Here is a 24648-nt window from a genome sequence, read left to right on the forward strand (position 1 = left end):
TTTTTAATTTGTTTTTTTGAAACGGCTTATCTAAATAAACCGTGTTACAAACTACTTCTTTTTTGGAGCAGCTTGTGGAGCCTTTTTTGCTGGTTGTTTATCAGCAGGCTTAGCTTGTGGTTTCCCACCTGGATTTGATTGTGCCATAATAGTATCTGATTTAAAATCTATCCTAAATATACAACCGGCAGACATGCCGTTATTCTCTCATTAGCAAACATTTAACTAAACGTTTACTGCTTATCGTTTTTATGATCCTCCTTAATGGCTTCATCTCTATAATAACAACAGGCATGTAAACTATTGTAAGCTTCGTCGGTTGCTTTGATTTCTTTAGTATCGTGCCCTACGTCAGCAATACTTTGCTGTATGGCTTTCAAACTAGTTTTACGCTCATCAAAAATCAATTTCAGTTCATGGGTGTTGACGTCCCAATTGGCAATTTTAACCCCTTTGGCCTTTATAGCCGCTTTTTCAATTCGCTCTTTACACATGGTGCACACACCGTCTACTTCAATGGTTGCTTTGGCATTTTTATTCTGTGCGAAGCTTACTGTTCCTATTAATACTGTTAATACAAAGACTATTTTTTTCATAATTTTAATTTTTGTTATTGTTTGTTTTTGCAAAAAATACACGCCTAATTTTTTCTAAATATATTCGTGTATTCGTGGCTTTTTAATAAATTAGTTCGAATGAAGAGGTTCCTGTCTCCGCAGGAATTGGTTACTTTATTTTGAACCGCAACCCTGCGTAATACATACTTCCAAAAATTGGACCGTAAACATAGGTGGTGTCAAAATTTGGTCCAAAAGGATCATCGGCCCCCAAAATTGGGTTGTCTTGTCTCACATTGGTCATGTTTTCTCCACCTAAATATACCTCAAATTTTTCAGAAAACACTTTGGTAATTTGAGCATTCAACGTGCCCACAGTTGGTGTGTATGTTGGTAATTGGTATTGCCGAGGATTTGAAGCGGTTGAAGAAAAACGCTGTTCTCCCAACCAATTGTAGGTAGCATCAAACTTCCACTGTGCAAGATTCTCGTTTGGTTTTGTCTCATAAGACATGTTTGCAAAAATCCGATGCTTGGGTGTCAATGGTTTCTCCAACTTTCCAGAATTGTATTGTGTTTTGATATCATAATATTTATAGGCCGTTCTAAAATCAAACCCTTCAAAAACGTTATAATTCAATTCGACTTGAAAACTATTTGCATAACTAGCGCCGTCAAGGTTGTAGAAATTTATTTCTCGTGGATTTTCATAATCGACCACAATCTGGTTTTGGAAGTCGGTTCTGTAGTAATCCAACGTAATATCTGCTTTATTCCCAAATAGATTAAAACCCTGCAAAAATGAAACACCGTAATTCCAAGCGATCTCGGGATCCAGACCATTGTCATTTCTAGAACTTCCCATAATTGCTGAACGCTCTATGAGTAAGTCCCTTGACGTCGCAAAAATATTCTGGTTTTCAGCAAAAATATTGGCACTGCGCTTTCCTCTACCAAAAGACACTCTAAACGCCGATTTTTCCCAAGGGGTATATCTTCCGTGGAACCTAGGGGTAACAAAGGTTCCCAACACATTGTGTCTATCAATACGGATGCCGGCAGTCAAATTGATCTTTTCTAAATTATCAAAATTATATTCCATAAATGCTCCCACTGAATTTTCAGTCCGCTCAAAATCTTCTGTCTGCACCAGTTCATCATAATGGTCATACGTATAACTCACGCCCGTTTTGATCTTATGTCGTGAATCACTGATGATCGTATTGTAAATACCATTCACATATAAGCTATTATGTAAAATATCATATTGGTTCAACCCAAAATAAGACTCTTGTTTATGGCTGCTGAACGCGGTTTGCACCCCAATACTTTGCCAAGGAATATTAGGATTCACGAAGCCTGATTTCACCGCAACATCAAATCTTCTGGTATCAATTTCACTTCCCCAAGCGTTGGTTGTCAATTTATCAGTATCAGGATTGAAGTTGAGCTGCCCAGTTTGTTTGGAATCGTCCAAATAGCCCAAATTGATAAAACTCACAAAACCTTTTTCTGGGTTGGTATATTGCCAACGGTTCATGATGTTGACTTGTTTGTAGATGGGCATATCCATAAATCCATCGTCATTAACGTCATGTTTTTTATCCTGGGTATTCCCATGCAGATACAAACCGGTACTCCATTTCTCACTGACTTTCGTATTTAAATGCACGTTGCCTTCAAAGCGTTCACTATTTGCGCCATACAGATTGACGAAGAGCTTATTGTCGGTTGTTGGTTTTACAAGCTCCACGTTAATTTGACCCGCAATACTTTCAAATCCGTTGACCACACTTCCTGCACCTTTAGTAATTTGGATACTTTCCACCCAAGTTCCGGGCGTGAAACTCAGTCCGTAGGCTTGCGAAGCACCACGGATAGTAGGAATATTTTCGGCCGTAATCAAAATATAAGGGCTGGTCAATCCCAGCATTTTTATCTGACGTGTGCCAGTCACGGCATCGGCAAAATTAACGTCAATGGAAGGATTGGTTTCAAAACTCTCAGATAGATTACAGCAGGCGGCTTTCAGCAATTCATCACTACTTACAAACATCACATTGGCAGATTGTAAGTACGATTTTGAAGTGGCTTGCTTACGCGATGTCACCGTAATTTCATCGAGTTCACTAGTTGATTTTAACGCGTGTTTGATAAATGTTTTGGCATTAATGCTTAGCGTATCCGTTTTAAAACCTACATAGCTAATCACCAATTTAGTATAATTTTCCTGATAAGGAATACTGAATTTCCCGTTGATGTCCGTAGTGGCGCCAACAGTAGAATCCAACCAATATACATTGGCTCCGGGGAGCGGGATGGTAGTATTCTGTTCAGTAATTTCAACAATAATGCCTTCAATTTTTTCTTGTGAAAAAATAAAGGATGGCACCAATAATAGGATGCAAACTACAATTTTCATGAGGTGATAAGGTATTTGATTTGACAATTCTTAAATAATAAGCGCGTGATGCGCAGCACTACAATATGAATTGCATATCAAATGATGAAGACTTGGTCCAATACCTGAATATCGACGACCAAATTGGGTGGAGTATAATTTTTATGAGGGATCACCTGTTCTGATAATCCTTCAAAGAGATTGATGTAATTATAAAGTAAAGCGGTAAGCGTTAATTGTTGATCGAAGTTGAAGTCTTCAAAAGAAGCTTTTTTCAACTGGTCCTGACCTTTAACATGTTCTACTTCATTTTTGCAGCATGATTGCTCTTCTGAAGTAATTGAAGTACCTTCCACATCCATGCCACAGGTATCTGCTTGAGAGAAAATGGCAGTATCAATTAATGTATCTCCACAGAAATGCTTTTCCATAGTAAAGGAAACAGTAGACAACAGCACTAAAAAGCCTAGTGCTACGGAAAAGATTTTATGACTGCTATTTTGATACATCGCCGCAAAAGTACGGAAAAAAGTAGTGACCAACACAGTTTAGAGACTCCTTAACTTTTTTTCGATTTCAATTTATGATAGTAGAATGCGGGCAGTAATAAAAGCAACAGTAATGGCTGGATTAAGAATCGTCTGATATTGAAGAAAATGTAGTAATCTTCCTGACTTGGATTGATAACGAAATATAAAAAGAAAGCCAACAAAATCAAGAATGAAACCACATAAATAAGTGTTGAAAATTTAACAATGTTCCAATCATTAAAGAAGATAAAAATGATGCCCAATGAAATTGCTGAATTGAGAACATATCTTAAGGTCGTAAACAGAGTGAGCTTTAATATTTCCCTACGCGGATTGTCAACATATAGGTAATCATTCTTAAAAAAAGTGAGATAAGGATCGTAGAACAATTCATTCTCAAAAGCACGAATCAGGATCAACAACCCGAAAAGTACCAACAGCAATATCATCTTGAATACGTTACTCATTTGCCGCTTTTAAACTTGAAAACCTATTGATCCAGAACATCCAAAGCAAAAACACCATTCCGTAAATGATCAACGGAAATATTACCGTGTGCAATTCTTCCCTTCGCCATGGGTAATGATACAGCCCTATGGATAAGATGACGATTCTAAAAAGATTGACCACATATATAAGAACGCTTCCTGCCAAGATATAAAAGAAGGTGGTTTTGAACTTTCCTGCAAATGCGATCACAAAAGACGCAAACAAAATAATAACACTTAAGGAGTTGCATCCTTCCACCACACGCGCCAAATATTTAGAATTAATGATAAGCTTCATGGAGGGCTCATCAGGATGCCGTTCTATCCTGGCCTCATAGCCAAAATTATTCAAAAGCGCTTCCGTTTGTTTAGCGACCAAATTGGTCATGTAATCAGGATAATATTCAGAACCGTCAGAATAGTCCAAATACAATTTATATGCAAATGTCAGCACGGCGTAAACCAATAAAAAAGTCACTATAAACTTGATAACCGATTTGTATTTTTTAACTAATTCCTTCAACAATAAGAGATTTTATAAAGCGTGTTAAAATTATATAAAAAGCCTATTTCAAGCGGTCGTTTTTAAATACTTTTGCCAAAACTTTTAAACAATGACCCTAGAACAACTCAGACCACAAATATCAACAATAATTTCTGAACATACTGCAACCGTTGATGAACGTTTGCTATCCATTTGCGAGGTTCTTGAATCTAACGTTCCCTATTATAATTGGGTAGGTTTTTATTTTAGAAATGGCGATAAGGAAGAATTGAAGTTAGGACCCTATGTGGGCGCCCCAACTGACCATACCATTATTCCGTTTGGAAAAGGAATTTGCGGACAAGTGGCGGTGAGCAACCAGAATTTTGTGGTGCCAGATGTTTCAGCTCAGGATAATTACATCGCCTGTAGTATGACCGTAAAAGCAGAAATTGTGGTTCCAATTTTTGTGAATGGCGAAAACATTGGTCAGATTGATATTGACTCCAACACACCAGATCCTTTTTCAGAAGAAGATGAACGGTTTTTGGAGTTTGTATGTACTCAAGTTGCATCGCTCTTATAAAACTATTCTCGCAGAGACGCTAAGGATTTACTAAAGTCGCTACGTTACTTTCGTAAAATACACTATAAAAATTCCAAATTCCAATACTGAGTAAATGTATTGGAATTTGGAATTTTAGTTTTTTTTACACCTTGTCTTTGATTAAATACCTGTTCTAATTGCCTCTACAGGATCTAACCGTGATGCAGAAATAGCTGGAATCACGCCAGAAATCAGTCCGATAATAGTGGACAATATAAATCCTAAAAACATATTACCTGCAGAAAGAACAAATTTGAAATCCCCCGTAATTTCAGATAGATTTACAATTATGGAAGTGAGCCAAACAAATACTAGTCCAACCAAACCTCCAATGATTGCCAAAATTGTTGCTTCAAACAAAAACTGCAACAAAATAAAACGGTTTTTAGCACCGAGCGATTTTTGAATCCCAATAAGATTGGTACGTTCCTTAACACTCACAAACATAATATTTGCAATTCCGAAACCACCAACCAACAATGAGAAACCACTAATAATCCAACCCATGATATTCATGGTGCCGATAATACCATCAATAGCGTCAGTAAAACCTGAAATTTTGTTGATAAAAAAGTTATCTGGATCTCCAGCTTTTAAGCCTCTGTAGGCTCTAAATTTTTGTTTTAAAACGTCTTCAAAAGCACCAATATCTACCCCTTTTTCAGGTTTTATAAGGATTGCCCCTGGGATACCGTCAACGCCCCCATTTTGAAAACGTCTCACAAAGTTGGCGGGCAAGTATGCTTTATCATCAGGGTTACCGCCAAACCCAGCACCCATTTTTTTCATCACCCCAATCACTGTCAATTTTCGACCGTAGATTCTAATTTGTTTACCTAATGGGCTCACATTACCGAACAAATTTTCAGCAATGGAATATCCCAAAACTACTACTGGAGAGCCATTAATAGATTCTGATTCTGTGTAAAATCGTCCATCTTCAATTTTTATATTCTCGATCTCATAAATTTCGTTGGAGGCCGGATTAACTGAGACTCCAGCAATCGTTTCAGACTCATACCTGACGGTTTCCGAATTTCCAAAAATAACATAGGCGGAGGCTGCAATGTCTGGCACAGTGCGTCTGATATAATCAAAATCATCGTACTCGGTTTGAGGAAAATTATCACGCTGCCAACGTGGCACCTCAGTTGGTCCAAAGGAAAACTTAGTCAAATAAATGGTATTTTTATCTAAACCAGATAATTGATCCTGAATATTTCTATCCAAGGAATCTACGGCTGCCAAAACGGCGATGATGGAGAAAATACCAATAGTGACACCCAAAAGAGATAAAAAGGTACGCAGCTTATTGTTGGTAAGAGCGTTTATGGCAAAGGAGAAACTTTCTTTGAATAGGCGTAAGTAAAGCAACATGTATTTTTGGTGGTTTTAAGACAAATTTAAAGATAGGACGTTTTCAACAATTTTTTGTTACAAAAAACACAAATAAACTCCCCCCGCTTACCTCAAATTGTCTTCTATATATTGTACTTTTGCGGTTAACAAAAAACTTTTTTTATTAATATTTAATTTTCTATCGCTTACATTGCAAAATGGGGCCAAACCATACACAACACAGCATGCATAACAAAACTATTTCTTCTGCCTTGATTTCTGTTTTCAGTAAAGACGGCTTAGAACCTATTGTAAAACAATTAAACCAATTAGGCGTTACAATTTACTCTACTGGAGGCACTGAAAAATTTATTAAAGACCTGGGCATTGACGTGGTTCCTGTAGAAGATGTAACCTCTTACCCTTCCATTTTAGGCGGCCGTGTCAAGACCTTGCACCCAAAGGTTTTTGGGGGAATTTTAAACCGTCAAAATAACTCTAAAGATTTAGCAGAACTGGCAGAGTTTTCAATCCCACAAATTGACTTGGTAATTGTGGATCTTTATCCGTTTGAAAAAACGGTGGCTTCTGATTCAAGTCATGAAGATATCATTGAAAAAATTGACATTGGAGGTATTTCCTTGATTAGAGCTGCTGCCAAAAACTACTCTGATGTGGTTTGCGTTTCATCTGTTGATGATTATAATGAATTTTTGGAGCTTTTAGCGTCGAAAAACGGTGAAACTTCAGAAGAAGATCGTAAACGTTTTGCAGCTAAAGCCTTCAACGTCTCCTCTCATTACGATACTGCAATTTTTAATTATTTCAACAAAAACCAAGAAGAACCTGTTTTCAAGATCAGTGAAACAAATGGCAAGGCTCTCCGCTATGGTGAAAACCCTCATCAAAAAGGATTTTTCTATGGCGATTTTGAAGCGATGTTTACCCAATTGCACGGTAAAGAATTAAGCTATAACAATTTATTGGATGTGGACGCCGCTGTCAATTTGATGAACGAGTTTAAAGGAGAAGCACCAACCTTTGCTATCTTGAAACATAATAATGCTTGCGGATTTGCGCAAAGAGACACCCTGCACCAAGCTTATTTAGATGCTTTGGCGGGGGACCCAGTTTCGGCATTTGGTGGTGTTTTAATTGCAAACACTGAAATTGATAAGACCACCGCTGAAGAAATTCACAGTTTGTTCTGTGAAGTGGTGATTGCCCCTAGTTTTTCTGCGGAAGCGCAACAACTGTTAGAAGGCAAGAAAAACAGAATCCTATTAATACAAAAAGAAGTGGAGCTTCCACAAACAACCGTAAGAACATGTTTGAACGGCATTTTGGTTCAGGACAAGAACACTAAAACAGATGTCGTTTCTGATTTAAGTTATACTACCAACAATAAACCTTCTCAAAACGAGTTAGAAGATTTGATATTCGCTTCAAAAATTTGCAAGCACACCAAATCTAACACCATTGTATTGGCAAAAAACAAACAATTGTGTGCCAGTGGAACCGGACAGACCAGTCGTGTCGACGCTCTTAACCAAGCCATCCACAAAGCGCAATCTTTCAGTTTTGATTTAAATGGCGCTGTGATGGCAAGCGATGCCTTTTTCCCTTTTCCTGATTGTGTGGAAATTGCCAAAAATGCAGGTGTTACTGCGGTAATTCAACCAGGAGGCTCTATCAAGGACAACTTGAGCATTGCCTATTGTAATGACAACAATGTAGCCATGGTATTTACCGGCACACGTCATTTTAAGCATTAATACAAACCTGAAAATAAAAATTACAGCGAATTTTTGAGATAGATTTTTTAATTAAAAAAACATAACGGAAACTCAACTAAAATCAGGAGAAACACGTATATAATAAAATCGTTGATATTTATTAACTTTTATTACTTTTACATCAATATCAGCAAACATCTAATATCAACCTACAATCAATAATAGCACATGGGATTTTTTGATTTCTTAACAGAAGAAATAGCCATAGACTTAGGAACCGCAAACACCTTGATTATTCACAACGACAAAGTAGTTGTAGATAGTCCATCCATAGTTGCAAGAGACCGAATTTCGGGAAAAATAATCGCTGTTGGTAAAGAAGCCAGCATGATGCAAGGAAAAACGCATGAAAACATCAAAACGATAAGGCCATTAAAAGATGGTGTTATTGCTGATTTTGACGCGTCTGAACAGATGATTAATTTGTTTATCAAGAACATCCCTGCATTAAAGAAGAGGTTTTTTACCCCTGCATTACGCATGGTGGTGTGTATCCCTTCCGGAATTACTGAGGTAGAGATGCGCGCTGTTAAAGAATCGTGTGAACGTGTTAATGGCAAAGAGGTGTATTTGATACATGAACCAATGGCCGCAGCTATTGGTATTGGTATTGATATCATGCAACCAAAAGGGAATATGATTGTAGATATAGGTGGCGGAACTACAGAAATTGCCGTTATTGCCCTGGGCGGGATTGTTTGTGACAAATCTGTTAAGGTTGCTGGTGATGTGTTTACGAACGATATTGTATACTATATGCGCACCCAACACAACCTTTATGTGGGTGAGCGTACAGCTGAAAAAATTAAGATACAGATTGGTGCTGCAACCGAAGATTTAGAATTACCACCTGATGAAATGAGCGTTCAAGGGCGTGATCTTTTAACAGGAAAACCAAAGCAGGTTCAAATTTCTTACCGAGAAATTGCAAAAGCACTTGACAAATCCATTTTACGTATTGAAGATTCGGTGATGGAAACCCTATCACAAACGCCACCTGAATTGGCGGCAGATATTTACAATACTGGAATTTATTTGGCTGGTGGAGGCTCCATGCTTAGAGGCTTGGACAAGCGTTTGTCTCAAAAAACAGATTTACCTGTGTATATTGCTGAAGATCCTTTAAGAGCTGTGGTTAGAGGAACGGGAATTGTATTGAAAAATCTTCCTAAATTCAAAAGTATATTGATAAAATAGTAAGCCCCAATGCAACAAATTATAAACTTTGTACTTCGGAACAAAACTTTCCTCGTGTTTTTGTTGCTCTTCGGGTTGTCTCTATTTTTCACCATCCAGTCACACTCCTATCACAAAAGTAAGTTTATCAATTCTTCCAATATGGTTACGGGAAGCATCTATAAAGTAGCCAACGGGGTTGGACAATACTTCAATCTTGTAGAGCAAAACAAGGCTTTGTTGGAAGAGAACCGTATGTTAAAATCTATTGTGCATAATTTTGACCGAGATACTTCAAAAATAAGCTTTACAGATAGTCTCAAGTTTAACTCACACTACAAGTTTAGGACTGCTGATGTTTATAAAAACAGTTATTCCCAAACCGCTAATTATTTGACCATCAATAAAGGAAAAAAAGACAGTATCAAGATTGATTATGGCGTCATAACCTCACAAGGTATTGTTGGTATTATTGAAAACACCTCACAAAATTTCTCTTCGGTGCTATCCATTTTAAATACGCGAAGCCGGATCAATGCCCAATTAAAGAAGACCAATCACATTGGGTCATTAGTATGGAATACGGAATCAGCTGAGTTTGCGCAGCTTATTGACATTTCAAAATTTGCACCTGTAGCTATTGGAGATACTATTGTTACTGGCGGGCAATCGACTATTTTTCCAAAAGGCGTTTTAATTGGTACGGTCAATTCCTATAAAATAGATAATGGTGGTGATAGCTATACCGTAAATGTGAAACTTTTCAATGACATGACCAATATTGGTCACGTTTATGTTGTTGAAAATTTACAGGCTGCCGAAATAAAATCCTTACAAAAACCAAAAGATGACTAAAGTTGCCCTTAATATGGCCGCAAGGTTTGTCGTTTTGATTTTGGTGCAAGTACTGATCTTTAACCATATCAACTTTATGGGGTATATCAATCCCTATATTTACATCCTATTTATCATTTTATTTCCGGTGAACAATAATCGAACGCTATTTGTTTTCTTAGCATTTTTACTCGGTTTTTGTGTGGACGTGTTTTCGGACTCAGGAGGTATTCATGCCGCTGCTTGCGTGACCTTGGCTTTTATAAGGCCTGTCTTTCTCAAGTTTTCGTTTGGTATGGTTTACGATTATCAATCTATCAAGTTCAGCCAAACAGATTTTAGCAGTAGGCTCATCTATTTTTCTGCGCTGATTTTTATCCATCACTTTATAATGTATTCCTTAGAAATTTTTAACATTTCTAAAATAATTTTAATCTTGCAAAAAACGTTATTCTCTAGTATTTTCACTATACTCCTTTGTTTGATTATCACAATACTTTTTAGCAAAAAACGTAAATGAGAAAATTGTTGCTCCTTTCTATTATTGTTGTTGTAGGTTTAGTTTTTATTTCACGCTTATTTTATCTTCAGGTTTATAATGAAGAACCATACAGCTTGTATGATGACAACGCCATAAGAAAGGTTTATGACTACCCAAAACGTGGTTATGTTTATGACCGAAACAACAAATTACTTGTGGCCAACCAACCGTCTTACGATGTGATGTTTATACCTCGTGAGGTAAAACCGTTGGACACTTTAGAATTTTGCAACCTGTTGAGAATTACCAAAGAAGATTTTATAAATTTCTACAATAAAGCTTACCAATACTCACCGCGATTACCCTCTGTTTTTATTCCACAACTATCAAGAATTGAATATGCCGTTTTGCAGGAGAAGATCCGTAAATACGAAGGTTTTTATATTCAAAAACGTTCTCTAAGAGATTACCAGACCACAATAGGCGCTAATGTATTGGGAGATATTGGAGAAGTCAACAATTATATTATTGAAAACGATCCTTATTATGAGAGTGGCGATTTAATTGGCAAACAAGGGGTAGAATTATCCTATGAAGAAGTTCTGCGAGGTGTGAAAGGTATAAAATTCATACAGAAAGATCGATTCAATAGAGATATTGGCGCATACAAAGATGGTATTTATGACACCTTGCCTCAACCTGGACATGACATCACTATTACCATAGATTCTGAACTTCAGGAATATGGTGAGCTACTGATGCGGCATAAGCGCGGCGGGATCATAGCCATAGAACCAAGTTCTGGCGAAATTATCGCCATGGTATCCGCACCTTCCTATAATCCAAATTTGTTGGTGGGCAGACAGCGCTCAAGAAATTTTTCCAAACTGTATACAGATACAATCGCAAAACCGCTATTTGATAGAAGTTTAAAAGCACAATATCCACCAGGGTCACCTTTTAAAGTATTAAATGCATTGATAGGCCTTCAAGAAAACGTCGTCACAACAGAGGAGAAGTTCCATTGTAGAAATGGTTATTATTTGGGAAGCAGAAAACTCACCGGATGTCACAGTCACGCAAGTCCTTTAGCTATGAATGGTGGCATTGCTCAATCTTGCAACGCCTATTTTGCTAACGTATATAGACGCATCATCGATAAATATGATAAGCCACATGATGGAATGGATGTGTGGAGTAACCATCTTAAAAGTTTCGGATTGGGAGACTATTTGGGATATGACCTCAAAATAGGAAATAAAGGACGTATTCCTGACGGCGATTTCTATGATAAATGGTATGGCGAAAATAGGTGGGCTTCTACCTATAACATCTCTAACGCCATTGGCCAAGGAGAAGTTGAGGCAACGCCTATCCAATTGGCAAATATGGTAGCTGCCATTAGCAATCGTGGATATTATTACACCCCTCATATCATTAAAAACATTGAAGGAGAAACTATTGACGAAAAATATACCACACGTAATTACACCACTATTGACAAAGAAAATTTTGAACCTGTGGTACAAGGGATGTTTGATGTTTACAATTCAGGTACAGCTTACAGCCTTCAGGTGCCCGGAATTGAAATTTGCGGAAAGACTGGAACGGCTGAAAACTTCATGAATATAGACGGGCAACGCACCCAATTGACAGACCACTCCATATTTGTTGCCTTTGCGCCAAAAGACAATCCTAAAATTGCTATTGCTGTTTTTGTTGAAAACGGGTATTGGGGAAGCCGCTTTGCAGGGCGTATAGCCAGTTTGATGATTGAGCAGTACATTAATAAGGAAGTGACCATGACCTCTATGGAAAATTGGATTTTAACCCATAGCTTGGAAAATGAATATGAAAAACCTTATTCTGGTGCACCTTTTGGGATCAACCGGGAATCTGCTTTACAGGTCATAGATAAAATCACAAAAGATACTGTTCCAAATCCTGTCACCTCATTATCCCCATTTAAGTAATAATACATGCAAAGAGATCACAGAGGATTAAATTTTGATTGGATTACGATTGCCCTGTTTCTGCTGCTTGTTGGTTTTGGATGGCTCAACATCATGTCTGCCTCCCATTCTGGAGAAATAACCAACTATTTTGACATGAGTCAACCCTACGGCAAACAATCAGTATTTATTCTTTTCACAATCGGCTTGATCATTCTTATCCTAGCATTAGACGCCAAGTTTTATGAACGTTTTGCCAGTGTTATTTTTTTCGTATCGATGTTGTCTTTGGTAGGCCTCTTTATTTTTGGAAAAAATGTGAATGGTGCTACTGCTTGGTATGCTATTGGTGGCATGACGCTTCAACCAAGTGAGTTCGCCAAGTTTGCGACTTCTTTGGCCGTAGCAAAATACATAAGCGATCTTCAAACAAATATAAAAACCTTTAAAGACCAAATCAAAACGATAGCTATTATTGTGCTACCTGCGGTCTTGATTCTATTGCAAAATGATGCAGGAAGTACTGTGGTTTACGCAGCCTTCTTTTTTGTGTTTTACAGAGAAGGGCTACAACAGATTTATCTTGTAATTGCTGTCTTCTTAATCCTATTATCTGTTTTAGCACTTAAGTTCAACGTGGTTATTGCCAGCTCAGTTGCTGCACTATTAATATTTGGGCACCACTTTTTAGGACGAAAAAAACGTCCGCAGCTTATTCAGCCCATTGCCATCGTTTTACTATGTGTGGGGGTTTCCTTTGGGATAACATATTTTTACAACAGCATACTTCAAGAGCATCAAAAGGACCGAATTAGTTTATGGTTGCGTTTGGAAAAGGATCCTGAGAAGCTACAGCAAATGAAGCAGACCATTCTTTACAATCTTAATGAGTCTGAAAAAGCCATCAGTTCTGGAGGATTAACTGGAAAAGGATTTTTAGAAGGCACAAGAACAACTGGTAAGTTTGTGCCTGAACAACACACAGATTATATTTTTAGCACCGTCGGAGAGGAATGGGGCTTTCTGGGCAGTGCCCTTGTGATCCTTCTATTTGTTGCACTCATGCTTCGTATCCTTTATTTGGCAGAGCTACAAAAATCACAATTTAGCCGAGTTTATGGGTACTGTGTTGCCTCAATCCTATTTCTACATTTTATGATCAACATCGGCATGGTGATGGGCTTGATCCCAACCATAGGCATCCCGCTCCCCTTCTTTAGTTACGGAGGCTCCGGACTTTGGGCATTTACGATTTTGCTCTTTATTTTTATAAAACTCGATTCCAACCGGATCAACGAGTGGTAGGGAATTCATTATCCAGGATTTAGATTTTAAAGTACATAATCTCAATTAAAAGTTAGTGTTTACATAAAGAAACCTGCTTAATAAAGGCAGGTTCTTATCAAAAAATGGTAGTAATCCATTCTATTTCAAATTGGCTAAACTCGCTGTAATCGTTTCTATTTTTGCCAAAGCGTCAGCTTCTTTATTGCGCTCATTCTGCAACACTTGTTCCGGAGCATTGTTTACAAAACGTTCATTTGATAATTTACTCTGTACCGATTTTAGGAATCCTTGAGTATAGTGCAATTCATCTTTCAGTTTCTTGATTTCTTCTTCCACATTAATGGCTCCAGAAATTGGGATAAAATATTCATTGGCGTTTACTCTGAAACTCAATGCACCATTTACAGCATCACTAACAGCGTCCATTTTAGAAATATTTCCCATTTTCGCAATGACTGAATTATAGCGCTCTGACAAACTTTCGTTATTGATGACTGATAATTCAATGCTGTCTTTAAAGGAAATGTTTTTGTCCTTTCTAATAGTTCTAATTCCTGAAATCACCTCTTTTACCATTTCAAAGTCAGAAATTAGCTGGGCATCAAACGATTTCACTTTAGGATATTTTGCAACGATCAATGCTTCTTCTGGCGTTCTTTCTGCAATAAAATGCCAAATTTCTTCGGTCAAAAACGGCATGAACGGATGTAATATTTTTAAATTAGATTCGAAGATTTCAATCACACTCTTAAATGTTTTTGAATCTATAGGTTGCTGATATTCTGGCTTGATCATTTCCAATAACCATGAACAGAAATCGTCCCACACCAACTTATAAATGCCCATCAATGCATCAGAGAGTCTGTATTTACTATAGTGATCTTCTATTTCAGCCAAGGCATACTGAAACTTAGATTGGTACCATTCTACCGCAATCTTCGAGGCTTCCGGCTGGTCAATTTCTGCAACTTCCCATCCTGTTACCAATCTGAAGGCATTCCAAATTTTATTGGCAAACCCTTTTCCTTGGTTGCACAACTCTTCATCAAACATCAAATCGTTTCCGGCCGCAGAGCTCAATAAAAGTCCCACACGCACCCCATCAGCCCCGTAATCGTCAATCAATTTTAAGGCATCAGGAGAATTTCCTAATGATTTACTCATCTTCCGACGTTGCTTATCACGCACCAACCCGGTTAAATATACATTTTCAAATGGTTTTTTATCTCTGTATTCATACCCAGCCACGATCATACGTGCCACCCAAAAAAACAAAATATCTGGTCCTGTGACTAAATCATTGGTAGGATAGTAATAGTCAATTTCAGGATTGTCAGGATTGCGGATGCCATCAAAAACACTTATTGGCCACAACCATGAGGAGAACCACGTATCTAATGCATCTTTATCCTGTATTAAATCAGCTGTTGTAAGCTGAGGATTGTTTGCTTTTTGTCGTGCTAAGGTCAAGGCTTCCTCTGGAGTTTCCGCCACGACAAAATCATCTTTCCCATCGCCATAGAAATAAGCAGGAATCTGTTGGCCCCAAAGTAACTGACGTGAAATATTCCAGTCGCGAATGTTCTCCATCCAATGGCGGTAGGTATTATTGAAACGTTTTGGAAATAGTTTCACCTCTTCATCTTCCAACACCGCTTTGATAGCAGGCTTTACAAGATCTTCCATTTTCAAAAACCATTGATCAGAAAGTCGAGGCTCTATAACCGCTCTGGTCCGTTCACTTGTGCCTACTTTATGAGTGATGTCTTCCGTTTTTACAAGAATGCCCATTTCTTTCAATTCTTTGGTCACATCTTTACGGGCCACAACGCGATCTTTTCCTTGATGATGTAAACCGAAACTATTCAGCGTTGCATCATCATTAAGGATATCTACAACCTCCAATTGATGTCTATCACCAATTTCCTTATCATTTACATCATGTGCAGGGGTAATCTTCAAACACCCTGTCCCAAATTCCATATCCACATAGTCATCTGCTATAATGGGCACAACTCTATTACATATTGGCACTATGACATTTTTGCCGATCAAATGTTGAAAGCGCTCATCATTTGGATTCACGCAAATTGCTGTATCACCCAAAATGGTTTCCGGACGCGTGGTAGCAATGGTTACAAAATCCTCTTGATTTTCTATTTGATAGTTGACGTAGTACAATGCATCAGTGCGCTCAACATGAATCACCTCTTCATCAGACAAGGTGGTTTTAGCTTCCGGATCCCAATTGACCATTCGGTAGCCACGATAAATTAAACCTTTGTTGTATAAATCCACAAAAACCTTGATGACAGATTCGCTCATCTCATCATCCATTGTAAATTTGGTGCGGTCCCAATCACAGGAACACCCCAACTTTTTCAATTGCTCAAGAATCACCCCACCATACTCCTGCGTCCAATCCCATGCGTGACTTAAAAACTCTTCACGGGATAGCTTGTTTTTATCAATACCTTGCTCCTTCAATTTAGCCACTACTTTAGCTTCCGTTGCAATGGAGGCGTGGTCTGTACCTGGCACCCAGCAGGCATTTTTGCCTTGTAAGCGCGCTCTTCGAATGAGCACATCTTGAATGGTATTGTTCAACATATGCCCCATATGCAATACTCCAGTAACATTTGGCGGTGGAATCACAATAGTATACGGCTCACGCTCATCTGGAACGGACCTAAAATACTTGTGTTCCAACCAATAGGAATACCATTTATCTTCGACACTAGACGCGGAATATTTTGCTGGGATTTGCATACTTTGGTACTGTTTTTGTTTCTTTGAATGTTAACAGGCAAAGTTACTTATATTTCTGTTTTTGTGAAATTATAAAAACAATTATTAACCCAATTTAAGACGTCACTTTTAAACAGATTGATGTCATACGTCTAATAAATTTTGCAAAACGATTAAAAGTAAGTAATTTTGACGCTATCAATTTAAATATAAAATGATGAAAAATTTAATAGCAATAGTTTTTGTAGGAATGCTGAGCATTTCTGCATTTGCACAAGACAAAGTAGCAAAGATTGAGTTTAAAACTGATGTCATAGACTATGGCACAATAGAAAAAGGTGCTGATGGGGTTCGTGTTTTTGAATTTACGAACACTGGTAATGCTCCATTGATCATTTCAAAAGTTTCTTCAACTTGCGGTTGCACTGTACCAAAAAAACCTGAAGGACCAATCCTTCCAGGACAGAAAGGTGAAATACAAGTAAAATATGACACACAACGTGTCAACCCAATACGCAAGACTATTACTGTCTTGTCAAATGCTGAAACGCCAACGGTTGCTCTAAAAATCAAAGGTGATGTTATCGATTCTAGCAAAACTAGTGTTTTAGAGAAACAAGATAAAAGTGTCATGGAACAATAACATTGTTCTTTAGTTTACAATACAGAGCTCTCAATTTGAGGGCTTTTTTTTTTAAAAATAAACTTTCCAATTTAAAACGAAAGGTCATGATCACGCCATCCCTTTCAATAACAAGCTTAATAGGCTTTCCTTCTTCCTCTCTAAAAAATGTGTTGACCTCCTGTAGTTTGAGCGGATGCGTTTCTCTACCATTAACCGAAAGAATGATATCCCCCAACAGTAAACCTGCTCTTTCTGCGGGAGAGTCAGGTCTCAATTCCACAATACTGAACGCGGGTTTAAGTTCATATTTATAGGCTTCTATAATCATAAGCTTATCCGAAGATTGGTCATCTTTAAACCGATTGCTTTCACGCTCCTTCACTATTCTAACTCCAGCCTGTTCTAAAATAATGCCACTTTTATTGTATTCAAATGGAGCATTGAAATACTTATTCTTCTTGAAGGTCACCTTCCCATTTCCATAATCCATTATGATGTTAAACCGTTTCAATAATTCCCCCGCCATACTGCCACTACGCTCCTTAAATTTTCTTGCGAAACTCACTGAAGCCGAATCAGGATAAGCCACATTCAGGTTTTTAAGATGGAAATCATTGATGGAAAACTCCTCTAATTTTGACCGTTTACCATGCACACTGCCGCTCAATCCCTTCCCTAAAAAATCCACGAAGTACTGATTGTTTTCAGGAACCAGTCCTAATGAATCATCTTCAAAAAGCCAAAGTGCATCGCTCCCACCTGAGTCCATTAATAATTTTACAGGTACTTTTTTGTTGTTAGCTACAACACTAGCATCAATAAATGGTTTATTGTTGACCAATGTGAGATTAAGAGTTTCACATGTTCTGCAGTTTTTATATTTAAAAGTTTTAGGATTGTTTAACCTTAGAAATTTGGAGCCATAATTGATTTCAACAATAAAATCCTTAAAAATATCATACCCTATAATCCCATGCACTTGAACGCCCAATCTTGGTGTGAAATTAATTGAGGCATCAGTAATTATATAAACGTCCTGATTGACATTTGTAGCAGCACCAATTTTGAAAAGATTTTGCTCTGACTTTAAAGCTACCACATAATCACCGTCTCCCAAACCGCGCAAATAAATGCTTTCAAGATTTGTAAATTCCAACCCATCCGATGAGTTGATAATATTGAACAATATCGGTTTGCTCACACCTGAATCTAACAGAAACGACAGGGCAACACCATTTATCTCCACTGGAATAATAATAAGGTTGTCAATCAATTGAAAATTCACTTTTGTACGCTCTGTTCTAATCAAATTGAATTGACTCTGCGCATAGGTAAAATCGCAAAATACCATGAAAAACATAAAGACTAAAAATCTAAAAAACAATAAAAAAGTGATAGGGTTACAGCAATTTACAATTCTTTAGCACCACATTCTTTATTTACATCCTCATTTTCAAAAATCTTCGAGATAATTTTCAGAACTTTGCCTCTTAAATTTTATTCTTATGCCAAAAATTTCTCAAAAAGGGCAGTTGATGCCGTCTTCTCCTATAAGAAAACTAGTACCATACGCTGAACAAGCCTATAAAGATGGTAAAACTGTATATCATTTAAACATTGGGCAGCCTGATATCAAAACGCCCGAAGTTGCTTTGGATGCTGTTAGAGTGCATTCTTTGGACATATTGGCCTATACACGCTCTGAAGGTTCTGAAGATTACAGAAAAAAAATAGCGCAATACTATGCTAAAAACAATATCAATGTAAGTCATACCGATATTATTGTAACCACAGGCGGTAGTGAAGCTTTGCTGTTTGCCTTTGGGAGTGTAATGGACTCAGACGATGAGATCATAATTCCTGAACCTTTTTATGCCAATTACAACGGATTCTCCATAGCGTCTGACATCAAAGTTGTGCCTGTGATTTCTAAAATAGAGGACAACTTTGCGTTGCCTCCTATTGAAGAATTTGAAAAACTGATTACAGATAAAACAAAAGCCATTTTAATTTGTAACCCAGGTAATCCTACAGGGTATCTTTATTCTAGAGAAGAAATCAAAAAACTAGCCGTCATTGTAAAAAAACATGACCTCTTCTTAATTGCTGATGAAGTTTATAGAGAATTTGTGTATGAAGGCAATGAGTTTTACTCCATTATGCAGGAAGAAGGCTTAGAAGATTACGCTATTATGATTGATTCTGTATCTAAGCGTTACAGTATGTGCGGTGCCAGAATTGGATATTTGGTTTCTAAAAACAAGGAAGTTATCCAAACGGCATTAAAATTTGCACAAGCACGTTTGAGCCCTCCTACCCTAGCACAAATTGCTAGTGAAGCAGCCTTAAATACCCCTCAGAGTTATTTTGATGATGTTATTGTAGAGTACGAGAAAAGAAGAAATACGCTAATTAGAGAATTGAAGACAATTGACGGCCTTAAAGTTGCAGAGCCAAAAGGCGCCTTCTACTGTATTGTAGAATTGCCAATTAAAAATGCAGATCATTTTGCCCAATGGCTTTTGGAAAGTTATGATTATAACAAAGAAACAGTAATGGTTGCTCCTGCAGCAGGGTTTTATTCTACACCAAATGTAGGATTGAATCAAATCAGAATAGCATACGTTCTCAATGAACAAAGTCTCATTAGAGCAGTTCATATTTTAAAGGAAGCCTTAAAAGTTTACCCCAATAACTAGTGCAAATCCAAAAAAACATATCACTTAAAACCTATAATACTTTTGGGCTAGACGCTCGTGCAAAGTATTTTATAAAGGTTGAAAGTCTAGCAGAATTAATAGAGGCATTGAGCTTAGATGCTTATCCAGATAAATTCATTCTTGGTGGCGGCAGTAATATGTTGCTCACCAAGGATTTGGATTGCTTGGTGATTCAAGTAGCACTCAAGGGTATTGAAATCATTGACCATCAAGAAGATTTCGTTCTTGTTAAAGCAAATGCTGGTGAAAACTGGCATGAGTTTGTGTTATGGTGTTTAGAACATGATTTTGGAGGCCTTGAGAATTTGTCCTTAATCCCTGGAAATGTGGGCACCGCTCCCATTCAAAACATCGGCGCCTATGGGGTTGAGATCAAAGATGTTTTTGTGTCTTGCGACGCCTTAAACATAAAAACCAATAAATTGGAAACTTTTACTAAAGAGGCCTGTCAATTTGGATATCGTGAATCTATATTCAAACAGGCTAAAAAAGATCAATATATTATTTTGGATGCCACCTTCAAATTGACCAAAGTCGAGCACCAACTCCATACGGAATACGGTGCCATTGCTACAGAATTAGAAGCCATGGGCATCGTGAAACCTACCATACAGGATATTTCAAAGGCAGTAATAAACATACGGGAAAGCAAACTCCCCAACCCTAAAGAAATAGGCAATAGCGGCAGTTTCTTTAAAAATCCAATCATTTCCAAAAGTCATTATGAAAAGTTAAAAATTAACTTTCCTGAGATTCCAAGCTATAGTATTTCTCCTAGTGAAGTGAAAATCCCTGCAGGTTGGCTAATTGAAAAATCAGGGTTTAAGGGTAAAACCTTTGATCAATATGGCGTCCACAAAAAACAAGCTCTAGTTTTGGTCAATTACGGTAACGCCAAAGGCTCAGACATCTTAAATCTAGCCAAGCTCATTCAAAAAACAATACAGCAAATTTTTGGGATCACCATAGAAATGGAAGTCAACATCATATAAAAAGGCTTCAACTATTTAAGTTGAAGCCTTGATATAATCACTGTAGTGTCAATTGAAAAAGCTATTAATCAATCCCTTTGAAAAGAAGAAATTTCAACGCTACAGATATAAAAACAATATTTAAATGTAAGGTAGTTTCTTTGTAATTTTACCACCTTATAGTTGATATACGAAAGAAAAACGTATCTGGACTTTATAACCTGATATTAAATTAAATTTTAACTTTTTGAGCTACTCATTAGAAGAACATATTGTTCAACTTCTTGGAAAAGGAGACAAAGCTGCGATTAATTTACTTTATGAAAATTATTCTGATAGCCTTTATGGTGTTATTTTAAAAATAACCAATAACGAAGAACTCGCCCAAGATGCCTTACAGGAGAGTTTTGTGAAAATCTGGAAAAACTCCAAAAAATACGATTCTAAGAAAGCAAAACTTTTTACTTGGCTCTACCGGATTGCACGCAACACGGCCATTGATAAATTAAGAAGTTTCAACAATCGTTTCGAAAAAGAAGTCCAAATCGACAAATCTAACGTATATATTTTACCAACCGCAAGTTTAAATCAAGACGTTATAGATTTGAAAATGCATGTTACCAAACTAGATGAAAAGTACCAGATTGTGCTAAATGCCTTGTTTTTTGAGGGCATGACACAACAGGAAGCTAGTGATGAGCTAGACATACCGCTTGGGACAATAAAATCTCGTTTGAAAATTGGGTTGAGAGATCTACGAAAACTTTTCAACGATTAAAGTTTAGGAATAATGGAAAAAAAATTACACAATTTTATGGAATCGGGCCTATTGGATAGCTATATCTTGGGCACCACTTCTCCTAATAGAAAATTTAGAAGTCGAAAGTTATATAGCTGAGTTTCATGAAGTTGCATTAGAATATGATAGACTTCAAGACAATTTAGAGATTTTAGCAAAAGCGAGCCTAGTCGAAGCTCCAAGGTTTATTTTGGATGACATTCAACTGGAAATTTCAGATGAGACACCAGTGGTACAAATGTCTCCACGCATTAAGCAAAAACGCACACCTTGGTTCAGCATAGCAGCTAGCATTGCTGCCCTAATATTTGCAGGATCCTCTTTTTTACTTTACGAACAAAACATGTCTTTAAATACTGAGAATCAAGTTGTCGTAGATGAGATTTTTGATCTTAGAAGTGATATTGAGGAAAACAACCATAGACTAGAAAATGTGATGCTTCAGTTTATGAAATTGAACAATCCAGAAACTGAAAAATATGTCTTAAGAGGAAATTCAAGAGCCAAGAATCTCAAAACTGTGGCGTATATCAATGCTGTAGATAAAACATCAATGATTGATGTGGTGTCGTTGCCTAGATTACCTGAAAACCAGACCTACCAAATTTGGGCAGAATTACAGGACAGAATGGTCAACCTCGGGATTTTAGATGAATCTGAGCGTAAGCTAAAAACGATTCCCTACATGGAAAATGCACTTGGCTTAAGCATTACTATAGAGCCTAAATCAGGATCACAAATCAATAAAGCACATGCCGAGAACTCGGTAGCAGAAATTATTCTCAAAAACAATCAATAGAAATTTATAAATTATTTAGTTCAAAACCACCTCAAAAGGGTGGTTTTTTGTTTGTTAGTAATCCTACTGAACTCTTGCGCTCAAAGTACTTAAAATTGTTTAAAAGCCTTATCTTTGTAAAAATTTTAAGCTCATGAAACTTTTACTCATAACATTTATTCTCTTAGGTCTTGGAATTGCTGGTATTGCCATTAAATTATGGGCAAAAAAAGACGGAAAATTTGCAGGCACTTGTGCCAGCCAAAATCCAATGCTCAACAAAGATGGTAACGCATGTGGGTTTTGTGGAAAATCTGCTGATCAATTTGAAACTTGCAGTGAACCTAAACATTCTTAAAGGTTAATGATTATTTTACATGTGCTTTTCTACATTTTTGTTGCAGTCTTTTGTGTTCAAATATTCTTTTATGGTTATGTTTTTTCCAAAGTAAAACAGAAAGATCATATACGCAATTCATCCCACAAACCTCATATCTCTGTTATTGTATGTGCGAAAAATGAAGCCAAAAATCTAAACCGTTTTTTACCTTATATTTTGGATCAAGACTATCCCAATTTTGAATTGGTATTGATCAATGACAGTTCAAAGGATAGCACCTTAAAGGTTATGCAACGTTTCAAGACGGACCATAGCAATGTTAAGATTATAAATGTAAAAAACATTGAAACTTTTTGGGGAAATAAAAAATATGCCCTCACTTTAGGCATTAAGGCAGCAACACATAATCATCTTTTATTTACAGATGCCGACTGTAAGCCGGTTTCCAACCAATGGATCAGCGAAATGAGCAATCATTTCTCAACAGACCATCATATCGTCTTAGGATATGGTGCTTATGCCAAAGTCAAAAAATCATTTCTAAACAAACTGATCAGGTTTGAAACTTTAATGACGGCCGTTCAATACTTTTCGTATTCTAAATTGGGAACTCCCTATATGGGCGTGGGTAGAAATTTGGCCTACACCAAAGATCTATTTTTTAAAGCTCGAGGTTTTATGGATCATATGCACATCAAATCTGGGGATGATGATTTGTTTGTCAATCAAATTGGTGAAGCAAATAATACGACAATCTCATTATCTAAAGTCAGTTTCACTGAATCTCTTTCTAAAAAAACTTATAGTGAGTGGATAACTCAAAAGAGCAGACATGTATCTACCGCAAAACATTATAAGCCAAAACACAAAGCTGCTTTGGCCCTGTTTTTTATATCACAAATTTTATTTTTTATTATAGGCATTGCACTACTCAGCACATTATTCTACTTGAAAATTGTAGTGGGATTAATAGTGGCAAGATATCTTACCTTGTTTATCAATTTAACCTTGGCTTCTAAAAAGTTGAATGAAAAAGACTTGATTCCTTATTTTCCACTTCTCGAAATATTTTTAATTGTAACACAATTCTCTATCTTTATAAAAAATCTCATTTCAAGACCGACGTATTGGAAATAAAGCAAATCATTGAAAAAGCAAAAAAAAATGACCAATCTGCATTTAATGTGTTATTAGATTTTTTCTGGAATGATGTTTATGGTTTTCAATTGAAACGCACCGAAAACGAGAATGATGCAGAAGACATCACCATACAAACCTTTTCAAAAGCCTTTGATAAAATTAGCTCCTATAATGACACCTATGAGTTCAAAACATGGCTGATTACGATTTCCAAGAATATTCATATTGATTTCATAAGGAAAAGAAAATCATCGTTTCAAACCAGATCCCGTTACAACAATACCGACGATTTTAATGATATTATTGACGAATCACCTTCTCCTGAAGATAAGCTCATCACTGAGCAGAATTTGGCAAAACTACTGCGTGATATTAAGAAGCTTAAACCCCACTACCAAGAAGTTATCAACTTAAGATACTTCCAAGAGTTGAGTTATAAGGAAATTTCAGAAGAACTTAATGAACCTATAAATAACGTCAAAGTCAAGCTCTTAAGAGCTAAAAAGTTATTGGCAGAGATAATTGCCAAAAAATAAAGACTCAAAGGAAAATTGAAACCATAAATTTTACATCCATTTATGTCACAGCTCTTTTAA

The 24648-nt window shown here is 36.9% G+C and carries 23 protein-coding genes; 14 read left to right on the forward strand and 9 right to left on the reverse strand.

What is annotated here, in order from left to right:
• Positions 1-233: 233 nt before the first annotated feature.
• From A9996_RS09650 to xrtF, 5 genes are all read right to left on the reverse strand, one after another.
• Positions 234-596 carry a heavy-metal-associated domain-containing protein gene (locus A9996_RS09650; protein WP_066433821.1) on the reverse strand — a complete coding sequence of 121 codons (363 nt, stop codon included), beginning with the start codon at positions 594-596 and terminating at the stop codon, positions 234-236.
• A gap of 130 nt (positions 597-726) precedes the next feature.
• A complete protein-coding gene (locus A9996_RS09655) occupies positions 727-2979 on the reverse strand; it encodes a TonB-dependent receptor plug domain-containing protein (protein WP_066433824.1) in 2253 nt (750 codons plus the stop codon).
• A 77-nt stretch (positions 2980-3056) separates the two neighbouring features.
• A complete protein-coding gene (locus A9996_RS09660) occupies positions 3057-3467 on the reverse strand; it encodes an HYC_CC_PP family protein (protein ID WP_066433827.1) in 411 nt (136 codons plus the stop codon).
• Between the two features lie 50 nt (positions 3468-3517).
• Positions 3518-3955, reverse strand: a complete 438-nt coding sequence (locus A9996_RS09665) for an exosortase F system-associated membrane protein (RefSeq protein WP_066433831.1) — start codon at positions 3953-3955, stop codon at positions 3518-3520.
• On the reverse strand, positions 3948-4499 hold the full coding sequence (gene xrtF, locus A9996_RS09670) for an exosortase family protein XrtF (RefSeq protein ID WP_066434009.1): 552 nt from the start codon (positions 4497-4499) through the stop codon (positions 3948-3950). The genes A9996_RS09665 and xrtF overlap by 8 nt, the downstream gene beginning before the upstream one ends.
• Before the next feature lie 91 nt (positions 4500-4590).
• On the opposite strand from xrtF, the gene A9996_RS09675 reads away from it, so the two are divergent.
• Positions 4591-5046: a GAF domain-containing protein gene (locus tag A9996_RS09675; RefSeq protein ID WP_066433834.1), complete on the forward strand. Its 456-nt coding sequence runs from the start codon at positions 4591-4593 to the stop codon at positions 5044-5046.
• A 141-nt stretch (positions 5047-5187) separates the two neighbouring features.
• Here the strand turns inward: A9996_RS09675 and A9996_RS09680 are convergent, their stop codons facing one another.
• Positions 5188-6444, reverse strand: a complete 1257-nt coding sequence (locus tag A9996_RS09680; RefSeq protein WP_066433842.1) for an ABC transporter permease — start codon at positions 6442-6444, stop codon at positions 5188-5190.
• Positions 6445-6650: 206 nt separating this feature from the next.
• Here A9996_RS09680 and purH point away from each other — a divergent pair, with 206 nt between their 5' ends.
• From purH to mreC, 3 genes are all read left to right on the forward strand, one after another.
• A complete protein-coding gene (purH, locus tag A9996_RS09685) occupies positions 6651-8180 on the forward strand; it encodes a bifunctional phosphoribosylaminoimidazolecarboxamide formyltransferase/IMP cyclohydrolase (protein ID WP_066434011.1) in 1530 nt (509 codons plus the stop codon).
• A 189-nt stretch (positions 8181-8369) separates the two neighbouring features.
• Positions 8370-9398 (forward strand): rod shape-determining protein, encoded by a 1029-nt coding sequence (locus A9996_RS09690; RefSeq protein ID WP_066433846.1) that lies wholly within the window; start codon positions 8370-8372, stop codon positions 9396-9398.
• 9 nt (positions 9399-9407) lie between these two features.
• A complete protein-coding gene (mreC, locus tag A9996_RS09695) occupies positions 9408-10232 on the forward strand; it encodes a rod shape-determining protein MreC (RefSeq protein ID WP_066433851.1) in 825 nt (274 codons plus the stop codon).
• Between the two features lie 199 nt (positions 10233-10431).
• Here the strand turns inward: mreC and A9996_RS20955 are convergent, their stop codons facing one another.
• Positions 10432-10593 (reverse strand): hypothetical protein, encoded by a 162-nt coding sequence (locus tag A9996_RS20955; protein WP_157487204.1) that lies wholly within the window; start codon positions 10591-10593, stop codon positions 10432-10434.
• A gap of 134 nt (positions 10594-10727) precedes the next feature.
• On the opposite strand from A9996_RS20955, the gene A9996_RS09705 reads away from it, so the two are divergent.
• Positions 10728-12665 (forward strand): peptidoglycan D,D-transpeptidase FtsI family protein, encoded by a 1938-nt coding sequence (locus tag A9996_RS09705; protein ID WP_066433862.1) that lies wholly within the window; start codon positions 10728-10730, stop codon positions 12663-12665.
• 6 nt (positions 12666-12671) lie between these two features.
• Positions 12672-13949: a rod shape-determining protein RodA gene (gene rodA, locus A9996_RS09710; protein ID WP_066433864.1), complete on the forward strand. Its 1278-nt coding sequence runs from the start codon at positions 12672-12674 to the stop codon at positions 13947-13949.
• Positions 13950-14069: 120 nt separating this feature from the next.
• On the opposite strand, the gene A9996_RS09715 is transcribed toward rodA, so the two are convergent.
• Positions 14070-16700 carry a valine--tRNA ligase gene (locus tag A9996_RS09715; RefSeq protein ID WP_066433866.1) on the reverse strand — a complete coding sequence of 877 codons (2631 nt, stop codon included), beginning with the start codon at positions 16698-16700 and terminating at the stop codon, positions 14070-14072.
• A 196-nt stretch (positions 16701-16896) separates the two neighbouring features.
• Between A9996_RS09715 and A9996_RS09720 the strand changes: the two genes are divergently transcribed.
• Complete coding sequence (locus A9996_RS09720; RefSeq protein ID WP_066433869.1) at positions 16897-17322, forward strand: DUF1573 domain-containing protein; 426 nt, start codon at positions 16897-16899, stop codon at positions 17320-17322.
• Here the strand turns inward: A9996_RS09720 and A9996_RS09725 are convergent.
• Positions 17309-18664: a PDZ domain-containing protein gene (locus A9996_RS09725; protein WP_066433871.1), complete on the reverse strand. Its 1356-nt coding sequence runs from the start codon at positions 18662-18664 to the stop codon at positions 17309-17311. The genes A9996_RS09720 and A9996_RS09725 overlap by 14 nt on opposite strands.
• Positions 18665-18809: 145 nt before the next feature.
• On the opposite strand from A9996_RS09725, the gene A9996_RS09730 reads away from it, so the two are divergent.
• The 7 genes from A9996_RS09730 to A9996_RS09760 all read left to right on the forward strand — a co-directional run bounded on the left by A9996_RS09730 (position 18810) and on the right by A9996_RS09760 (position 24588).
• The gene (locus tag A9996_RS09730; RefSeq protein WP_066433874.1) at positions 18810-20003 is read left to right on the forward strand and encodes a pyridoxal phosphate-dependent aminotransferase; all 1194 of its coding nucleotides are present in this window, start codon (positions 18810-18812) and stop codon (positions 20001-20003) included.
• Positions 20003-21016, forward strand: a complete 1014-nt coding sequence (gene murB, locus A9996_RS09735; protein ID WP_066433877.1) for a UDP-N-acetylmuramate dehydrogenase — start codon at positions 20003-20005, stop codon at positions 21014-21016. Before A9996_RS09730 ends, murB begins: the two co-directional genes overlap by 1 nt.
• A gap of 226 nt (positions 21017-21242) precedes the next feature.
• The gene (locus A9996_RS09740) at positions 21243-21773 is read left to right on the forward strand and encodes an RNA polymerase sigma factor (protein ID WP_066433878.1); all 531 of its coding nucleotides are present in this window, start codon (positions 21243-21245) and stop codon (positions 21771-21773) included.
• A gap of 211 nt (positions 21774-21984) precedes the next feature.
• Complete coding sequence (locus A9996_RS09745) at positions 21985-22593, forward strand: anti-sigma factor (protein ID WP_248912339.1); 609 nt, start codon at positions 21985-21987, stop codon at positions 22591-22593.
• Between the two features lie 133 nt (positions 22594-22726).
• Positions 22727-22930, forward strand: a complete 204-nt coding sequence (locus tag A9996_RS09750) for a membrane or secreted protein (RefSeq protein WP_066433880.1) — start codon at positions 22727-22729, stop codon at positions 22928-22930.
• 6 nt (positions 22931-22936) lie between these two features.
• The gene (locus tag A9996_RS09755; RefSeq protein WP_111625919.1) at positions 22937-24049 is read left to right on the forward strand and encodes a glycosyltransferase; all 1113 of its coding nucleotides are present in this window, start codon (positions 22937-22939) and stop codon (positions 24047-24049) included.
• Positions 24040-24588 carry an RNA polymerase sigma factor gene (locus A9996_RS09760; protein WP_066433883.1) on the forward strand — a complete coding sequence of 183 codons (549 nt, stop codon included), beginning with the start codon at positions 24040-24042 and terminating at the stop codon, positions 24586-24588. Before A9996_RS09755 ends, A9996_RS09760 begins: the two co-directional genes overlap by 10 nt.
• Positions 24589-24648 lie beyond the last annotated feature (60 nt).

This window comes from Gelidibacter algens (assembly GCF_001678675.1).
Taxonomy (GTDB): Bacteria; Bacteroidota; Bacteroidia; order Flavobacteriales; family Flavobacteriaceae; genus Gelidibacter; species Gelidibacter algens.